The sequence below is a fragment of the Nocardia sp. NPDC057668 genome (assembly GCF_042799795.1).
Classification (GTDB): Bacteria; Actinomycetota; Actinomycetes; order Mycobacteriales; family Mycobacteriaceae; genus Nocardia.
On record NZ_JBHVIC010000001.1, the window covers coordinates 1,607,537 to 1,622,652 of the forward strand.

Below are 15,116 nucleotides of genomic sequence, written 5' to 3' on the forward strand. Positions count from 1 at the left end.
CCCGGAGCGTCGATCACGACGAACCATCGGTTTCGTTACAGAGATCCGGTAGCGGTCAAGCTGTTTCGGTCAGCAGGGCCAGATCGCGGCGCCAAGCGGCGCACATCTCGACGTACGACGGCAGGCGGGCGGCCCTGAACTCCGTTGCGGACCAGTCTTTTTCAGCGACGGCGGCGGTCCACACGTAGGTCCAGGCGTAGGTCTCGCGGTCGCCCGCGTGTACCGGGATGGGGCGCAGGTCGTACTCGTCGTCCTCGAACGCGTCCAGTACCCGCCATTCGGGCGGGGTCAGGCCGTGCAGCAGGAAGCCGGGGGCGACGGCGGCGAGCGCGGGCACCAGGCCCGGGTACACCCGCTCCGGCAGCGCCGCCACCCGGCGGCCGGACGCGGTCGCGGCCTCCAACCCCGGTGTGCGGCCGAGCAATTCGTGCAGCACCGCCGGAAATTGCAGCGTCCCGTAGACGAACAGCGGTTCGTCCGCGGCGGGGTGCCGGCGGCGCGCCCAGCGCCCGGCCGAACTCATCGCCCGGCCAGCCGCGCGAAGATCGCCGGATCGTGCGAGTTGATCACGGTCAGCTGGTGACCCTGCGCGCGCCGCAGCTCGCGCAGCCTGCTCTGATTCTCGCGATAGGCCCCGCGGACAAGCGACCCCGTCTCGTACAGCTTCACCTGCCACGGCGTGTGCGGCTGCTCCGGATCGATCGAACTCTCCACCATGAACGAATCACCGGCGTGCAGCAGCCAGCCCCGGCCCGAGTCGATGGCGTAGCCGACGTGCCCGCGGGTGTGGCCGATCAGCGGCACGGCCAGGATCTCCGGGGGCAGGCCGGGCAGATCGCGCACCGTGCCGAATCCGAACCAGTCCTCGCCGCCCTCGACCTCGTTCACCATCCACTTGGGTCCGTGCGCCCACTGCGGCGCGCGGTAGCGCAGCCGCTCGGACAGCGTGGGCAGCGCCATGGCGGCCCGGAACTCGGGGCCGTGCACGTGCACGGTCGCCTCCGGGAAATCGGCCAGGCCGCCGGAGTGATCGAGATCCAGATGCGTGAGCAGGATGTGCCGCACATCGCGCGGGTCGTAGCCGAGCCGCTGAATCTGCCGGACCGCGGTCTCGGCCTCGGCCAGTTTGGCGCCCAACGCGAATCGCGAAATGCCCACCATGCGCCCCGGATCCCGCACGCAATCGAGACCGTATCCGGTGTCGACCAGGACGAGTTCGTTCCGGGTCTCGATCAGCAAACAGTGATCGACGAGCCCGAACCCCATGGTGCCGCAGTTCAGATGGTGGATCCGCATGGGCTCGAGCGAACCAGAAGGCACCGAACCGGTCAATTGGAACCCCCAACGGCGCCTGCTCACGCACCCCGGAACCCGCCGCCGGGGTGCGCACGATCACACGTCAACCGAGGTCAGTGCGGCCGGTGACTGCGAATGATCTCCGCGAGCCGCTCGTAATCCTCCCCGCGCGCGGTGGACGAACGATAGGCCAGCCCCAGGGTCCGCCCCGGCGCGGGCGCGGCGAAACGCGCGATATCCAAAGTGCCGCGCGAGGTTTCGGCCGCGACCGCCATCTCCGGAATCAGCGAGACGCCGAGATCGCCGGCCACGCACTGCACCACCGTCGCCAGCGAGGCGGCCCGGGTGTCACCCACCGCACCCGGATGCGCGTCGTTGGACCGGCACAGGTCCAGGGTCTGATCGCGCAGGCAGTGCCCCTCGTCGAGCAGCAGCAGCGGCAGCGCGTCCAGATCGGCGGGCCGCAGATCCGCGCGCCCGGCGAATTCGTGCCCGCGCGGCACCACGAGCACGAATTCCTCCGCGTAGAGCGGAATCTCGACCAGACCGGACGCGTCGGTCGGCAGCGCGAGCAGCGCCACGTCCAGCACCCCGGAGCGCAGGCCGTCCAGCAGCCGCCCGGTCTGATCCTCGATGATGTGCGGGACGAGCGTGGGCAGCTGCCTGCGCAGCTCGGGCAGCAGCGTCGGCAGCACATACGGGGCAACCGTCGGAATGATGCCCAGCCGCAGGGTGCCGCCGAGCCCGGAACCCGCCGCCGAAGCCACGAATCGATCCGCGGCCTCGAGGGTCGCCATCGCCTGTGCCAGCAGTCTTTTGCCCGCCGGGGTGACCAGTACGCGCCGGGTACTGCGTTCGATCAGCTGCAATCCCAGTCCGTTTTCCAGCGATGCGAGGGCCTGGGATAACGTGGGCTGGCTCACTCCCAGCCGAGCCGCGGCGGTACCGAAGTGGCGATACTCGGCGATCGCTACGAACGCACGCAGCTGCGACAGGGTCGGCTGATAAGTTTGATCAGTCACGCCTATCAGTATAGTGCGACCGATCACCTTTACCTTTTACCCAGGTCGAGGCAAGATCGTTCGCAACAGTCACGACACGATCGATTCGACTACATACATAGAGGAGCAAGCATGGCCCTGCTGACCATCGGCGACCAGTTCCCCGCCTACAACCTCAAGGCTGTCATCGGCGGTGACCTGACGAAGGTGAACGCTCAGCAGCCCGACGACTACTTCACCCAGATCTCGAGCGACGACTACGCCGGCAAGTGGCGCATCGTCTTCTTCTGGCCGAAGGACTTCACCTTCGTGTGCCCGACCGAGATCGCCGCCTTCGGCAAGCTGAACGAGGAGTTCGCCGATCGCGACGCACAGGTGCTGGGCGCCTCGGTCGACAACGAGTTCGTGCACTTCCAGTGGCGCGCGCAGCACGAGGATCTCAAGACCCTCCCGTTCCCCATGCTGAGCGACCTCAAGCGTGAACTGGCCGCCGCCACCGGTGTTCTCAACGCCGACGGCGTCGCCGATCGCGCCACCTTCATCATCGACCCGAACAACGAGATCCAGTTCGTGTCCGTGACCGCGGGCTCGGTCGGCCGCAATGTCGACGAGGTGCTGCGGGTGCTCGACGCCCTGCAGTCCGACGAGCTCTGCGCCTGCAACTGGAAGAAGGGCGACCCGACCATCCAGGCCGGCGAGCTCATGACCGCTTCGGTCTGATCGACCCGCATTTCCATCGCACTGCGGCACCGATCGCCCAAGTAGTCCACGACCCAAAGGATTTCGCGCTGTGACCATCGAGAACCTCAAGAACTCCCTCCCCGAGTACGCCAAGGACCTCAAGCTCAACCTCTCCTCGATCGCCCGCACGACCGTGCTCAACGAGCAGCAGTTGTGGGGCACCCTGCTCGCGTCGGCGGCCGCCACCCGTTCGGCCACCACGCTGCGGGAGATCGCCGAGGAAGCCGCCGACACCCTGTCGGCCGAGGCGTACAACGCCGCATTGGGCGCCGCCTCGATCATGGGCATGAACAATGTGTTCTACCGGGGTAAGGCGTTCCTGGGCGGGCGTTACGACGATCTGCGCGCGGGCCTGCGTATGCAGATCATCGGTTCGCCCGGTGTGGACAAGGCCGATTTCGAGCTGTGGTCGTTCGCGGTGTCCTCGATCAACGGCTGCGCGCACTGCCTCGAAGCGCACGAGCACACCCTGCGCGAGGAGGGCGTGTCCCGTGAGGTGATCTTCGAATCGCTGCGCGTGGCCGCCATCGTGGCCGGCGTCGGCCAGGCCGTCGCCACCACCGAGGCGCTGGCCTCGGCCGCGGTCTGATTCCAGACCGCACGGACGTGATTCGGGAGCGGTAGTTCGGGTTCCCGAGCAGGGGCCGCGCACCCACGGGTGCGCGGCCCCTTTGTTTGCCATTTGTTTGCGGAACTGACATTGCTGATCGGCAACGTTGCCCGTTCCACCCGAATTCTCCCTTTAGACTCCCCCGCATGCCCACGCGCTCCCGGACCCCCGCCCGGCGCCGCTGGCGCAAATTCTTCGCCACCTCGGTTATTGTCGCCACACTCGCCGTAGCCGGAACCGCGCTGTGGCTCAATAGACAGGAACCCGACCGGGAGACCCCCGCCGCACCCGATCCCACCGGCACGGCCCTGCCCGACGCGCAGCGGGCCCGCGCGGATCTGGACGGGCTCAGCGTCGCCTGGAATCGCAATTGGGAATCCTATGAACGCAATGCCTTCGGCCCCGGCTGGTCCGGGCGCGGCGGCGAGGCGGCGCTCGCGAACGGATGCACGGCCCGCGACGCGGTCCTCAAACGCGACCTCGCGGATGTGCGCCTGGCGGAAAGCAATTCGTGTCTCGTACTGACCGGGACGCTCAACGATCCGTACACCGGCGAACGCCTGCAATACGACCGTTTCAAAGCCTCCAGCATCGAAATCGATCACGTGGTCGCCCTGGGTGACGCCTGGCGTTCGGGCGCCTCGGAATGGGATCGGGAACAGCGCGAGAATTTCGCCAACGACGTCGGCAATCTGCTGGCCGTGCAGAAGCAGGCCAATCAGGACAAAGGCTCGAAGACGCCGGATCAATGGCAGCCTCGGTACGAATACCGGTGCGAATACGCCCGCCGCTGGGTGGCGGTGAAATCTCGCTGGAATCTGAGCGTGCAACCCACCGAGAAGAGCGCGCTGTTCGAGATGCTGGCCACCTGCTCGCCTCCCACAAATCGGTAACCATAGGTAAGCTGACTCGCCATGGGCACTCCAGAGAGCGATGGCACCCAGATCGAGGTCGTGCGCGTGTTCACCGATGCGGCGGGCCGGTTCGGCAATCCGCTCGGCATCGCGCGCGCGGGCGATGTCGCCGGGGCCGATCATCAGGCGCTGGCGGCGCGGGCGGGGTACAGCGAGACCGTGGTGGTCGAGGATCCGGTCGAACACCGGGCCAGATTGCGCATCTACACCCCCGCGGTCGAACTGCCCTTCGCCGGGCATCCGACCGTGGGCACCGCGTGGTGGCTGGCCATGCGCGGCCACCCGGTGACCGTGATCGACGTCCCCGCCGGACCGGTGGACGTGGTGGCCAACGACGGGCTCACCTGGATCCGGGCCCGCTCGGAATGGACGCCCAAATTCACCTTCCACGAATTCGACGACGCCCAGCTGCTCGAGACCCTGGATCCGGGTGATTTCACCGAGGGCGCGCACTACGCGTGGATGTGGGCCGACGAGACCCACAGCCGGGTTCGGGCGCGCATGTTCGCCCCCGCCCTCGGCGTCCCCGAAGACGAGGCCACCGGTGCGGCCGCGATCGCGCTGACCGCGAAACTGCAACGCGGCCTCCGCATTACACAGGGCCAGGGCTCGCACCTGTTCACCGAATGGGACTCCGACGGCTGGGCGCGACTCGGCGGGCGCGTGGTCGCGGACCATCCGGTCCTGATCTGATCGACATCGTCTGAAAACCTTCCGCGGGGTCGGTATCGGCCCTGGAAAATCGGTTGCCGAACCCGTCGGTGGTCGATGAGATTGTGGATTGCGAGCCGCACCGGATGACGGCCGCGTCCACCATCGGGAAGGAAGCAACGCCGTGTCCACCACCGTCGAGCCCCCGGGCACGCGCGCACCGCGTCGCGCCGGCAGCCGCGAATGGGTCGGCCTGAGCGTGCTCACCCTGGCGTGTCTGGTGTACGCGATGGACCTGACGGTGCTGCACCTGGCGGTGCCGCAGATCAGCGCCCAACTCCAGCCCACCGGACAGCAATTGCTGTGGATCATCGACGTGTACGGCTTCATGGTGGCCGGCCTGCTGATCACCATGGGCACGCTCGGGGACCGGATCGGACGGCGGCGACTCCTGCTCATCGGCGCGGCGGCCTTCGGCGCGGTCTCGGTGCTCGCGGCGTTCGCCCCGACGGCCGAAACGCTGATCCTGTGCCGCGCGCTGCTCGGCATCGCGGGCGCCACCGTCGCGCCGTCCACACTGTCGTTGATATTCAACATGTTCGAGGACCCGCGCCAGCGCTCGCTCGCGGTCGGCACCTGGGTCAGCGCCTTCTCCGCGGGCGGCAATCGTCGGCCCGATGCTCGCCGGCCTGCTGCTCGAGCACTACTGGTGGGGCTCGGTCTTCCTGCTCGCGGTGCCGGTAATGGTGCTGCTGCTGGTGCTCGGACCCCGGGTGCTGCCCGAATTCCGCGATCCCGAGCCGGGCAGACTCGACCCGGTGAGCGCCGCCCTGAGCGTGCTGACCATGATCGCGCTGGTCTTCGCGATGAAGAAGTTCGCGCGGGACGGCCCGGGCGTGCTGCCGCTGCTGGCCCTGGTGATCGGCTTACCGGCGGGCGCGCTGTTCGTACGACGCCAGCTGACGCGACCGGACCCCATGCTCGATCTCCGGTTGTTCGGCACCGCGCTGTTCCGCACGGCCCTGGCCATCAACGTGATCGCGATCTTCGTGGCCTTCGGGTACTTCCTGTTCGTCGCGCAGTATTTCCAGCTGGTCCTGGGCCTGTCGCCGTTGCACGCGGGCCTGGCCATGGCCCCGTCCAGCGTCGGCTTCATCATCGGGTCCCAGGCCGCGCCACGCCTCGTGCGGGTGGTGCGCCCGGCCTACCTGATCGGCGGCGGCATGAGCCTGGCCGCACTCGGCCTCGCGCTGATGACGCTGCTGAGCGTGTCGGGAAGCCCGGTCCCGGCCGTGCTGGCCGCGCTACTCATCGCGCTGGGGCTGGCCCCGGTCTTCGGCATCACCACCGAGCTGATCGTGGGTTCCGCACCCCCGGAGAAGGCGGGCGCGGCATCCGGGGTCTCCGAGACCGGCGCGGAACTCGGTGGGGCGCTGGGCATCTCGATCCTGGGCAGTCTCAGCATCGCGATCTATCGCGGCGATCTGGCGCAGACCCTGCCACCCGGGGTACCCGACGCGGACCTCGTGCGCGACACCCTGGGCTCGGCGGTAGGGGTGGCGGCGACGCTACCCGAGCCGCTGGGTGCGGCCGTGCTGGCCGCGGCGCGGGACGCCTTCATGGACGGGGTGCACCTGATCACCGGGATCACCGCCGTGCTGTCGCTGGCGCTGGCGGCGATGGCGCTGGTGCGCCTGCGGCAGGTACCCGCCGGGGAGCTGTCCGCTGCGCACGACTAGCGACCCGGTCCAGGCGCGAAACCGGCCCGCGCTGTCGAACACCGGACAGGTCCCGTGCACGCGCGTGCACGGGACCTGTCCGGTCGAGACGACGCCGCCGCTCGGCGCCGGTATTCGACGACTCAGCCCAGCGCCGCGGCGAAGCCCGCTGCCAGCTCGGCGACCTGCTCCTCGGTGATGACGAAGGACGGCGAGATCTGTAGCGCGCCCTGACCGGCGGCGCGGCCCGAGATACCGTGCTCGCGCAGGGTTTTCACGAACGGCATCGCCTCGGCCGGATCGGCGAGCTGCACCGCGGCGACCGCGCCGAGCCCGCTGCGGACCTCGGCGACGCGCGGGTGCGCGGCCAGCGGCGAGAAGTGCTCGTGCAGCAGGGCTTCGAGGTTCTTGCTGGCGTCGAGCAGGTTCTCGCGCTCCATGATGTCGAGGTTGGCCATGGCGGCGGCCGCCGCGGCGGCGTGCCCGCCGTAGGTGTAGCCGTGCCGGAACCAGGTGCCGCCGGCGAAGAACGGCTCGGCCACGCGCGGGGCGATGAAGACCGCACCCATGGGGATGTAGCCGGAGGTCAGACCCTTGGCGGTGGTCATGAGGTCGGGCTGCAGGTCGAATCGCGAAGAGGCGAACCAGGATCCGCCGATGCGGCCGAAGCCGGTGACGACCTCGTCGGCGACGAAGAGGATGTCGTTCTCGCGGCAGATGCGGCGCACCTCGGTGAGGTAGTTGTCCGGCGGCAGGTAGACCCCGCCCGCGCCGATGATCGGCTCGGCGAAGAAGGCCGCGATACGGTCCGCGCCCACCTCCTCGATGAGCGCGAGCAGCGCCTTGGGGTCGTCCCAGGAGATGGTGCGGGCGTCGGGCATGAACTCGCCGTAGCCCTCGTGGTTGACCGGGATGCCGGCCAGCGAGGTGCCCGCCACGTGCATGCCGTGGTACGCCTTCTCACGGCCGACGATCAGCGTCTTTCCCGGCTGCCCCATGACGTTCCAGTAGCGCCGGGCGAGCTTGGCGGCGGTGTCGATGCCGTCCGAGCCGCCGGAGGTGAAGAAGATCTTGCTGCCCGGGACCGGGGCGATGGCGGCCAGGCGCTCGGCCAGATCGCGCAGCACCGGGGAGGCCAGGTCACCGAAGTTCGAGTAGTGCGCGATGTCGCCCAGCTGGGCCGCGACCGCGTCGGCGATCTCGCGGCGGCCGTGCCCGACATTGGTGAACCACAAACCGGCGGTGGCGTCGAGGTACCGGTTGCCCGCCTCGTCCCAGATCTGGGCGCCCTCGCCGCGCGCCACCACGAACGCCCCGCCACTCTCGACCGCGCCCATATCGGCGAAGCCATGCCACAGCGAACCCATCCCGCACCTCCGTACACCGACAACGGCCGCCCCTCGCCGGACGAGCCGAACCACCCCACCATCACACCACTGCGACCGTGAGCAGCGTGAACTACCCCCGTACATACCGGTCGGCCGGTCTTGGATCACGCGGAAGCGGCGGCCACCAACATGAACGCGGTACCCAGATCCATCACCACGTGCGGCAGCACCACCGCCGGCCCGGTGGCGCCCACCGGATGCGGAAACGCGTGGCGCAGCAGGCGTCTCGACGCGGGCACCGACATCAGCGCGGCATCGGCCAGGAACAGCGCGGCCAGGGCCAGCATGGGCGCGGGCGCGGGTCCCGCCCCCGCGTGATGCGCACCGGTGTGCCCGCTCATGGCGTAGAGCATGGCCGCGGCCGCCACCACGTGATACGCGAACGCGGTGACCCCCGTCCCGGGCAGCACGTCGTTCCCGGCCGGCGCGCCCGCCCGCCACCGGGCGATGCGCGCCAGCAGCAGCCCGGCATAGACCACCGTCATCGCGGTCAGCACCCCGTTCAGCGCGCGCGGATCCGCCGCCGGGAACACCAGCATGGCCAGCATCACCAGGCACATGAGCAGATGCGCGGCATCAGACTCCCGATCGATGCCGCGAAACCCGTTGCCCGCCAACCCCGTTGCGCTGAAGGCTTGGCCTCCCACCGCGACCGTTCCGCCGGTCGCGTCCACCCCCCTCGCCTCCACCGGGAGCACCCGCACCGCGGACAGCCGGGCCAGCACGATCACCGCCGCCACCACGAACCCCAGGACCGCCACCCACCGCAGCATCCCGTACTCGCGCACGAATTCCGCCACAGCCCACCACCTCTCACCGCAGCGACCAGGCCGCCTCCAATGCTCGCATCGCGGGCGGCCCCGGATCCCGGTTTCGGGCGAACCTCGAACCCGCGACGACACGCAGACGATCGGGAAAGATCACTCGAACAAACGTTCTACTCGAGGTATCGTTCCGGGCCATGCCGGAACTCTCACGCCGCGACTGGGCGACCATGAACCTGGAGCAGGTTCGCAGGCAGCTGCTGGACGCGGCGGCGTTCGGCAAGTGGCTCACACCCGAGCAGCTGGAGAACGCGGCGGGCAAGATCGGCGAGGGGTTGAAGGTCTTCCTCGCCGAGACGCACGATCGCGGATAACGCTGGGCGCCAGGGGGTTCGACGCGATCGAACCGCACCGAGCCCGAACCCTCGGGTCGGCCCCCCGCGACAGAACCACCGAACGCCGACCGCCCGGTGCACACGGTGGATCGGACGTGTCGCGAGCAGACCGATCAGTATCGATAGCCTGGGCGCATGCGCATTGTGGTGGACGATCTGTCCGGTCCCGAGGTGATCGGGCTGCTCGAGGAGCACGTGGCCGAGATGGCCGCCCACTCCCCCGAGGACAGCATGCACGCGCTGGACGTGGCCGCCCTGCGCAAGCCGGAATTTACCTTCTGGTCCGTATGGGAGGGCGACGAGCTGATCGGGTGCGGCGCGCTGAAAGAGCTCGACCCCGAGCACGGGGAGATCAAATCGATGCGCCTGACCGACGCGTGGCAGGGCCGGGGCGTGGCCTCACGACTGCTGCTGCACATTCTCGAACAGGCCCGTGAACGCGGCTATCACCGGCTGAGCCTGGAAACCGGGTCGAGTGAGTTCTACGCCCCGGCGGTGCGACTGTACGAACGGCACGGCTTCCGCGCGTGCGGGCCCTTCGCCGACTACGCCGAGGACCCGCACAGCGTCTTCATGACGCGCGCGCCTCTCTGAAGAACTTGCCGACGAAGCCGTTCGCCACCGCGACCCCCAGCGCGAGGATCACGAAGAACACCACCATGAGCGCGAGACCGCCGGACATCGCGAGGTAGCCCCGCTCCCGGGGATCGATGAACGGGTAGGGATACCAGTCCACGATGGGACCGCGGATCAAGGTGTACACGCCGTAGACGATCGGAAACACGAGCCAGTTGCCGATCAGGCGCGCGCTCAGCGTGATGGCCGCGGGCACCAGCAGCCAGTCGATCAGCAGGACGAGAGGCATGATGCGGTGCAGATAGGTGTTGAGCCACTGCTCCTGCAACTGCACGTCGATGTCGGCCAGCAGCAGCGCGTAGACGATGCCGGTGATGACCAGGTACAGCGTCGCCGCGCCGCGCACCACCTGCCAGCGCCGGTCCCCCGGATCGCGCAGCGCACCGACCAGCAGCACGACCACGCCGATCACGTTGGACAGGATCGTGAAGTAGCTGAAGTAGTTCGCGACCGAGTAGGCGGGATCGTCCATACCCTTGATCGGGCCGTACGCGAGCGCGAAGACGCCGAACGCCCCGAACCCCAGGCGCAGTAGTCGGATCCAGAGCGGTGTCCCGGCCGCGTTGCTCATCGCCTGATCGTCGCACGGTACGGGGCAGAAACGCGGACGATACGCCGATACAGCACACTTCGGGCAATCACATTCGAGCCGAAACGCCCCACCGCGCCGACCGGGCCCGGCGCGGACTTCGCTAGGCTTGACGACGCAATGACCAGGACCGCCGCCACCGTTCGCGAGCTTCGATCCCGCCTGGCCGACCTCTCGATCCGCGACGAGCATCGTTTGCGCCGTCGCCTCGACAAGGCCCGCGGCGGCGACCTCACCGAACTCGAAACCGAGATAGACGCCGCCGCTCGGCGCGTCGACACCCGTCGCGCCGCCGTACCCGAGATCAGGTACCCCGAGCAGCTACCCGTCTCCGCGCGCCGCGACGACATCGCCGCCGCCATCGCCGCCAACCAGGTGGTCATCGTGGCCGGCGAGACCGGCTCCGGCAAGACCACCCAGCTACCCAAGATCTGCCTGGAACTCGGGCGGGGGGTGCGCGGCACCATCGGGCACACCCAACCGCGGCGACTGGCCGCGCGCACGGTGGCAGAGCGAATCGCCGAGGAGCTGAACACCGAACTCGGCGACGTGGTCGGCTACACCGTCCGATTCACCGATCAGGCCTCGGACCGGACCCTGGTCAAGCTCATGACCGACGGCATCCTGCTCGCCGAGATCCAGCGCGACCGGCTGCTGCGCCGCTACGACACGATCATCATCGACGAGGCGCACGAACGCAGCCTCAACATCGACTTCCTGATGGGCTATCTCAAGCAGCTGCTGCCCAAGCGGCCCGATCTCAAGCTCGTCATCACCTCGGCCACCATCGACCCGGAGCTGTTCGCCCGGCACTTCAGCGACGAGAACGGCACGCCCGCACCGATTGTCGAGGTGTCGGGCCGCTCGTACCCGGTGGAGATCCGCTATCAGCCGCTGTCGCTGGAGATTCCGCTCACCTCCGACGATCCCGACGACGACAACACCGAGGTGGTCGACCGCGATCCCACCGACGCCATCGGCGACGCGGTGCGCGAACTGCTCGCCGAGGGTGACGGCGACATCCTGGTCTTCCTGTCCGGCGAGCGCGAGATTCGTGACACCGCCGACACCCTGCGCGACATGCGCCTGCCGCGCACGGAGATCCTGCCGCTGTACGCCCGGCTCTCCGCGGCCGAGCAGCACCGGGTCTTCAGCGCGCACACCGGTCGCCGGGTCGTGCTGGCCACCAACGTGGCCGAGACCTCGCTGACCGTCCCCGGTATTCGATACGTCATCGATCCCGGCACCGCGCGAATCTCCCGCTACTCCCTGCGCACCAAGGTGCAGCGCCTGCCCATCGAGCCGATCTCGCAGGCCTCCGCGCGCCAGCGTTCGGGTCGCTGCGGCCGTGTCGCCGACGGCATCGCCATTCGCCTCTACTCCGAGGACGACTTCGAATCCCGGCCGCAGTTCACCGAACCCGAGATCCTGCGCACCAATCTGGCGGCGGTCATCCTGCAGATGACCGCGCTCGGACTCGGCGACATCGAGAGCTTCCCGTTCGTGGAAGCCCCCGACGGCCGCGCCATCCGCGACGGCATCGCCCTGCTCGAGGAACTCGGCGCGCTGGCCCGGCGATCCGAGAACGCCACCGCCGCAGACGTTCCCGATACCGGGCTGGCCCTGACCGCCATCGGCCGCGAGATGGCCCAGCTGCCGGTGGACCCGCGCATGGCGCGAATGCTGGTCGAGGCGCACAACACCGGCTGCCTGCCCGAGGTCCTGAAGATCGTGGCGGCGCTGTCCATTCAGGATGTGCGCGAGCGGCCGGTCGAATTCCAGCAGGCCGCCGACACCAAACACGCCCGGTTCCATGTCGAGGGCTCGGACTTCCTGTCCTACCTGACGCTCTGGGACTACCTGTCCGAACAGCGGAAATCGCTGTCCTCCAATCAGTTCCGGCGGATGTGCCGCGACGAGTTCCTGCACTACCTGCGTATTCGCGAATGGCAGGACCTGCACGGCCAGCTGCGGACCATCACGCGCGGACTGGGCTGGTCCGCCGAATCCGGTAGCTCCGGCGGGGATTCGCACGAGGACCGCGGCGGGGAGAACGCCGGTGGCGCGGCGCGATCGGACGCCGGTCGCCGCGGCGCGGCCGACGGGACGCGTTCCGGCGGGCGCGGCAGACGCGGGCGCGGGACGGCCGCGGCCGGAGACGGCGCGGCGCGTACCGACCGCGGAGCCGGTCACAGCGCCGGGACCGCTGCCGGCGACGGCGCCGGGACGAAGAACGCACGGGGCCAACGCGGTTCAGCGGGCGACAGCACGGCGCGCAACAGTACGGATCAGTCCGGCCGCGAAGCCGCACAGGCCGCGGCCGCCGACGCCGCGCTGCCGTGGGACACGACCTCGATCCATCAGGCGCTGCTGTCCGGCATGCTCTCCCACATCGGCGTGCGCGAGGCCGAGAGCCGAGAGTTCCTGGGCGCGCGCAACGCCAAGTTCATGATCTTCCCCGGCTCGTCGCTGGCCAAGAAGGCCCCGCGCTGGGTCATGGCCGCCGAGTTGGTCGAGACCTCACGCCTGTGGGGCCGCACCGCCGCGCGCATCGAACCCGAATGGGCCGAACGCCTGGCCGGCGATCTGGTGAAACGCACCTACTCCGAACCGCATTGGTCGTCCAAGCGCGGCGCGGCCCTGGCGTACGAGCGGGTCACGCTGTACGGCATTCCCCTGGTGACCCAGCGCCGGGTGGACTTCGGGCGCATCGATCCCGAACTCGCCCGCGAGCTGTTCATCCGGCACGCCCTGGTGCAGGGCGAGTGGCAGACCCGGCACGAGTTCTTCGAGCGCAATCGCGAATTGCTGGAGGACGTGGCCGATCTCGAACATCGCGCCCGCCGCCGCGACATCCTGGTCGACGATCAGGTGCTGTTCGACTTCTACGACGGGCGCGTCCCCGCGGACGTGGTGTCGGTCCGGCACTTCGACGCCTGGTGGAAGCAGGCCAAGCGCGCCGATCCCGCGCTGCTGGACTTCACCGCCTCCACCGTGGTGAACGAGGACGCGGCGCTGCTGGATCCGACCGCGTTCCCGGACAGCTGGCGACAGGGCGAGCTGATCCTGCCGCTCACCTACCAATTCGAGCCCGGGAACGCCGATGACGGTGTGACCGTGCACATTCCCATCGCGCAGCTGGCGCACGTCCGCGCGGTCGGCTTCGACTGGCTGGTCCCCGGCATGCGCGAGGAACTGGCCACCGCGCTGATCAAGACGCTGCCCAAACAGCTGCGGCGCACGGTCGTGCCCGCCCCCGATTACGCGAAAGCCGCACTGGCCCAGCTGACCCCGCGCGCGGAACCGTTGCGCACCGGGATGGCCCGCGAGCTGTCCCGGCTGGGCGCGATCACCGTCACGCCCGCCCAGCTCGATCCCGGCGGACTGCCCGATCATCTGCGCATGACCTTCGCCGCGACCGACGCCGCGGGCACGCTGGTCGACCGCGACAAGGATCTGGCCGCGCTCAAATCCCGGCTCGCGAACCAGGTCTCGAAGTCGGTCGCCCGCGCCACCGCGGCCGCCGAGCGCGCGCCGGCGGCGGTGTGGACCTCCGAATCGCTCGGCACCCTGGAGCCGACGGTGCGCCGTCAGGTCGGCGGGCAGACCATCACCGGTTATCCCGCACTGGTTCCCGAGGGCGAGGGCGTGGCGGTGCGCGTGCTGAGCTCACCGGGCGAACAGGCCGCCGCCATGCGCACCGGCACCCGCACGCTGCTGCTCAACGCGCTACCCACCTCCGCGCGCTCGGTCACCGCGGCGCTGCCGCCCACCGATCGCCTTGCGCTGAGCCAGAACCCGTACGGCTCGCTGGACGGCCTCATCGAGGACTGCCGGGCGTGCGCGGCCGACGAGTTGATCGCACAGGCCGGTGGGCCGGTACGCAGCCCGGATCAGTTCAAGGCGCTGGTCGAGCGGGTGCGGCCGAACTTCACCACGGCCGTTGCCCGGACCGTGCGCCTGGTCGTGCCGGTGCTGGCCGAGGCGCACCGCGTCCGCGCCGCGCTCGCGGACAATCGCGACCGCGACGCGGGCGAAGACGTGCGCCATCAGCTCGACGATCTGGTGTTCCCCGGCTTCGTTTCCGAGTGGGGCAGTACGCGATTGCGGGAGCTGCCGCGCTACCTCGAGGGTGCGCGCCTGCGGCTCGAGGCGCTGCCCGCCGCGGCCAATCGCGATCGGCAGGGCATGGCCGAACTCGACCGCGTGCACGCCGCCTACGACCGGCTGCTGGAGCTGCTGCCCGAGGGGCGGCGCGGTGGACGCGACATCACCGAGATCTGGTGGATGATCGAGGAATTGCGGGTGAGCCTGTTCGCCCAGCAGCTCGGCACGCCGTACGCGGTGTCGGTCAAGCGCATCGAGAAGGCGATAGAGGCCGCACGAAAGCCCCCGGCCAAGCGCTGATATCGG

At 69.2% G+C, this 15,116-nt stretch carries 13 protein-coding genes and 1 pseudogene; 8 read left to right on the forward strand and 6 right to left on the reverse strand.

Annotation, left to right across the window (positions count from 1 at the left end; all coding sequences use genetic code 11):
* Nucleotides 1-55 precede the first annotated feature (55 nt).
* The 3 genes from ACFVBH_RS07335 to ACFVBH_RS07345 all read right to left on the reverse strand — a co-directional run bounded on the left by ACFVBH_RS07335 (nt 56) and on the right by ACFVBH_RS07345 (nt 2,318).
* Complete coding sequence (locus tag ACFVBH_RS07335) at nt 56-523, reverse strand: gamma-glutamylcyclotransferase family protein (protein ID WP_379000596.1); 468 nt, start codon at nt 521-523, stop codon at nt 56-58.
* Nucleotides 520-1,296 carry an MBL fold metallo-hydrolase gene (locus ACFVBH_RS07340; protein WP_354987017.1) on the reverse strand — a complete coding sequence of 259 codons (777 nt, stop codon included), beginning with the start codon at nt 1,294-1,296 and terminating at the stop codon, nt 520-522. Before ACFVBH_RS07340 ends, ACFVBH_RS07335 begins: the two co-directional genes overlap by 4 nt.
* 113 nt (nt 1,297-1,409) lie before the next feature.
* Nucleotides 1,410-2,318 carry a LysR substrate-binding domain-containing protein gene (locus ACFVBH_RS07345; protein ID WP_354987016.1) on the reverse strand — a complete coding sequence of 303 codons (909 nt, stop codon included), beginning with the start codon at nt 2,316-2,318 and terminating at the stop codon, nt 1,410-1,412.
* A 111-nt stretch (nt 2,319-2,429) separates the two neighbouring features.
* Here ACFVBH_RS07345 and ACFVBH_RS07350 point away from each other — a divergent pair, with 111 nt between their 5' ends.
* The 5 genes and pseudogenes from ACFVBH_RS07350 to ACFVBH_RS07370 all read left to right on the forward strand — a co-directional run bounded on the left by ACFVBH_RS07350 (nt 2,430) and on the right by ACFVBH_RS07370 (nt 6,952).
* Nucleotides 2,430-3,017 (forward strand): peroxiredoxin, encoded by a 588-nt coding sequence (locus ACFVBH_RS07350; protein WP_354987015.1) that lies wholly within the window; start codon nt 2,430-2,432, stop codon nt 3,015-3,017.
* A 70-nt stretch (nt 3,018-3,087) separates the two neighbouring features.
* Nucleotides 3,088-3,627: a carboxymuconolactone decarboxylase family protein gene (locus ACFVBH_RS07355; protein ID WP_354987014.1), complete on the forward strand. Its 540-nt coding sequence runs from the start codon at nt 3,088-3,090 to the stop codon at nt 3,625-3,627.
* Between the two features lie 167 nt (nt 3,628-3,794).
* Complete coding sequence (locus ACFVBH_RS07360; RefSeq protein WP_354991856.1) at nt 3,795-4,541, forward strand: HNH endonuclease family protein; 747 nt, start codon at nt 3,795-3,797, stop codon at nt 4,539-4,541.
* Between the two features lie 21 nt (nt 4,542-4,562).
* The gene (locus tag ACFVBH_RS07365) at nt 4,563-5,255 is read left to right on the forward strand and encodes a PhzF family phenazine biosynthesis protein (protein ID WP_379000600.1); all 693 of its coding nucleotides are present in this window, start codon (nt 4,563-4,565) and stop codon (nt 5,253-5,255) included.
* Nucleotides 5,256-5,397: 142 nt separating this feature from the next.
* A pseudogene (locus tag ACFVBH_RS07370) lies at nt 5,398-6,952 on the forward strand (MFS transporter).
* Nucleotides 6,953-7,074: 122 nt separating this feature from the next.
* Here the strand turns inward: ACFVBH_RS07370 and ACFVBH_RS07375 are convergent.
* Nucleotides 7,075-8,298, reverse strand: a complete 1,224-nt coding sequence (locus ACFVBH_RS07375) for an aminotransferase class III-fold pyridoxal phosphate-dependent enzyme (protein WP_354991763.1) — start codon at nt 8,296-8,298, stop codon at nt 7,075-7,077.
* 125 nt (nt 8,299-8,423) lie between these two features.
* Complete coding sequence (locus ACFVBH_RS07380; protein WP_379000602.1) at nt 8,424-9,119, reverse strand: DUF5134 domain-containing protein; 696 nt, start codon at nt 9,117-9,119, stop codon at nt 8,424-8,426.
* A 161-nt stretch (nt 9,120-9,280) separates the two neighbouring features.
* Here ACFVBH_RS07380 and ACFVBH_RS07385 point away from each other — a divergent pair, with 161 nt between their 5' ends.
* Nucleotides 9,281-9,457, forward strand: a complete 177-nt coding sequence (locus ACFVBH_RS07385; protein WP_354991760.1) for a DUF6374 family protein — start codon at nt 9,281-9,283, stop codon at nt 9,455-9,457.
* A 156-nt stretch (nt 9,458-9,613) separates the two neighbouring features.
* Nucleotides 9,614-10,072 carry a GNAT family N-acetyltransferase gene (locus tag ACFVBH_RS07390; RefSeq protein WP_379000604.1) on the forward strand — a complete coding sequence of 153 codons (459 nt, stop codon included), beginning with the start codon at nt 9,614-9,616 and terminating at the stop codon, nt 10,070-10,072.
* On the opposite strand, the gene ACFVBH_RS07395 is transcribed toward ACFVBH_RS07390, so the two are convergent.
* The gene (locus ACFVBH_RS07395) at nt 10,050-10,685 is read right to left on the reverse strand and encodes a Pr6Pr family membrane protein (protein WP_354991758.1); all 636 of its coding nucleotides are present in this window, start codon (nt 10,683-10,685) and stop codon (nt 10,050-10,052) included. The two genes, ACFVBH_RS07390 and ACFVBH_RS07395, sit on opposite strands and share 23 nt — an antisense overlap.
* Before the next feature lie 138 nt (nt 10,686-10,823).
* Between ACFVBH_RS07395 and hrpA the strand changes: the two genes are divergently transcribed.
* Nucleotides 10,824-15,110, forward strand: a complete 4,287-nt coding sequence (gene hrpA, locus ACFVBH_RS07400; RefSeq protein WP_379000607.1) for an ATP-dependent RNA helicase HrpA — start codon at nt 10,824-10,826, stop codon at nt 15,108-15,110.
* The last annotated feature ends 6 nt before the right edge of the window (nt 15,111-15,116 follow it).

Bases quoted from the DNA above. Each gene is read 5' to 3' on its own strand.
- ACFVBH_RS07395 (WP_354991758.1), bottom strand. From the start codon at position 10,685: ATGAGCAACGCGGCCGGGACACCGCTCTGGATCCGACTACTGCGCCTG.
- ACFVBH_RS07390 (WP_379000604.1), top strand. From the start codon at position 9,614: ATGCGCATTGTGGTGGACGATCTGTCCGGTCCCGAGGTGATCGGGCTG.
- ACFVBH_RS07340 (WP_354987017.1), bottom strand. From the start codon at position 1,296: ATGCGGATCCACCATCTGAACTGCGGCACCATGGGGTTCGGGCTCGTC.
- ACFVBH_RS07375 (WP_354991763.1), bottom strand. From the start codon at position 8,298: ATGGGTTCGCTGTGGCATGGCTTCGCCGATATGGGCGCGGTCGAGAGT.
- hrpA (WP_379000607.1), top strand. From the start codon at position 10,824: ATGACCAGGACCGCCGCCACCGTTCGCGAGCTTCGATCCCGCCTGGCC.
- ACFVBH_RS07350 (WP_354987015.1), top strand. From the start codon at position 2,430: ATGGCCCTGCTGACCATCGGCGACCAGTTCCCCGCCTACAACCTCAAG.
- ACFVBH_RS07385 (WP_354991760.1), top strand. From the start codon at position 9,281: ATGCCGGAACTCTCACGCCGCGACTGGGCGACCATGAACCTGGAGCAG.
- ACFVBH_RS07360 (WP_354991856.1), top strand. From the start codon at position 3,795: ATGCCCACGCGCTCCCGGACCCCCGCCCGGCGCCGCTGGCGCAAATTC.
- ACFVBH_RS07335 (WP_379000596.1), bottom strand. From the start codon at position 523: ATGAGTTCGGCCGGGCGCTGGGCGCGCCGCCGGCACCCCGCCGCGGAC.
- ACFVBH_RS07365 (WP_379000600.1), top strand. From the start codon at position 4,563: ATGGGCACTCCAGAGAGCGATGGCACCCAGATCGAGGTCGTGCGCGTG.